Consider the following 1,820-nt stretch of genomic DNA (forward strand, 5'->3'; position numbering starts at 1 on the left):
AAAAGGAAAAAAAAGATATGAAGATACGTTTAATATAGAAACAAAAATACTGCAAAAACTATTATAAATATGAATCATTTTTATAATTAAAATTTCGTGATATAAAATCTCGGGCGTTCTTGCTTATTAATTTTTGCATTTCATAATTATTTGCAAGTTCAGAAATAGCAGAGATATAATCCTGTGCTGTTTCACAATGAAGATAATCGATTTTGTTTTTGGCAGGAATCCCTTCGATACCGATTGCATTTGTGAGGACGGGAATCCCTGCTGACATTGATTCAAGGACTTTGATTTTGATTCCTGCCCCAAGTAAAAGAGGAACAATAGAACATAATGCCGTCTCAAAGTATGGAGTTACATCTTTTATATAATCAGTAATTATAATTCGTTCAGATGTATATTTAAGTAGTGACTTATGAGGATTTGCTCCTATTATTGTTAGTGTATAATTTGAGGGTAGTTTATAAAATACATTCTCAATAAACCATATACAACATTCATAATTTTCTACCCGAGACATATGTCCGTAAAAGATAATTTTTTTTGTATTAAAAATATGTCTTACATTTGAAAAATCATCAAAATACGGAGCAATAATTTTAATTTTTCCAGCAGGAATTTTATTTTCTAACAATAAGTCTGCATCTTTTTTATTTAATACATTAATTTTATCAAGAAATGAGAGATAATATAATTCTTTTTTTTTGAGCAGATTATAATGTTGTTTTGCAATTTTTTTCTGCTTATGACTGCATTGTAAATCAATTCTTCTCTTATAACTCAAAAAAGAAACATCTTGCTCAACACCAATGATTTTTGAAGCTGGAAATAATTTTCGGACTTTTTTTGAAAGAAATATGCATTGTGTCCAATCAAGTATGATGGTATCAGGTGCGTATTTATTTTTTTTCAGTTTGTTGAGTTCACGGAGGAAAGAGCATGTTTTATAATAATCTAAAAAAAATATATAAACAGATATTTTTGTTAATAGAATTAATTTATTAATACATTTTTCGAAAAAAGATGGTTTGTAGTAGTCTTGTGTACAAACTATTTTATAATCACCCTGTAGTTTTCTTTCTTCCCAATTTGAATTTAGTTCATTTTTTGAAAAACCACATATATATGTTATATCAAAATTTTTTTCAAGCTTTTGTAAATAATAACAATTAACTTTTCCACCTGCATGGTTATTGTTTTTTAAGGTTGCGCAAAGAGAAATTGAAAGTAGTTTATTTCTGCTCATTTAATATATCCATATAAAATAAGATTTTTTTTGTAAAATCCTCCCAACCTGTATATTTAACGACAGGAAGCAATACATTCTTATTTTTTTTCATTTCTAAAAATTCAAGGATTTTACTGCTGATAGCTTCAGGTTCAAATCCTGTAAAATATATTGCTGTATCATTTACCAATTCTCTAAAAACTGGGATGTCTCGAATTATTAATGGCTTGTTATAACTAGCAGCTTCGGCTAAAGCTAAACCGTATCCCTCTGAAATGCTTGCGAAAACAACAGCATCTGCTCGCTGGTATAAAGCGCATAATTCATCATCGGGGATACCTGTGTTATGCCAGAAAAGAAATTTATTCAGGTATTTGTTGTTGTTTATTAGCTTTATGGTATCTTCAACTAACCAGCCAGGTCTGCCAACAATATGTAATTTTATCTTATATCCTTTGTCCCACAAGTCAGTAAAGGCAAGAACCGCCTGATCATATTTTTTTCGTGGTTCTATTGTACTTACCATTAAAAACTCTGGAAATTCATTTTCAAAACAGATTGATTGTTTTTGACGAAATGCAGAGCCAAG

At 29.1% G+C, this 1,820-nt stretch carries 2 protein-coding genes; both read right to left on the reverse strand.

The window, feature by feature from the left end; all coding sequences use genetic code 11:
- Window positions 1–61: 61 nt before the first annotated feature.
- Window positions 62–1,249, reverse strand: a complete 1,188-nt coding sequence (locus tag MSI_RS14225; protein WP_009108193.1) for a glycosyltransferase — start codon at window positions 1,247–1,249, stop codon at window positions 62–64.
- Window positions 1,236–1,820 (reverse strand): glycosyltransferase (locus MSI_RS13330; protein ID WP_155815646.1); only part of this gene is annotated, 585 nt, incomplete at its 5' end. The genes MSI_RS14225 and MSI_RS13330, both read right to left, overlap by 14 nt.

It is taken from the genome of Treponema sp. JC4 (assembly GCF_000260795.1).
Lineage (GTDB): Bacteria > Spirochaetota > Spirochaetia > Treponematales > Treponemataceae > Treponema_D.

Excerpts from the sequence above, each read along its gene's own strand:
- MSI_RS14225 (WP_009108193.1), bottom strand. The coding sequence starts at position 1,249 with ATGAGCAGAAATAAACTACTTTCAATTTCTCTTTGCGCAACCTTAAAA.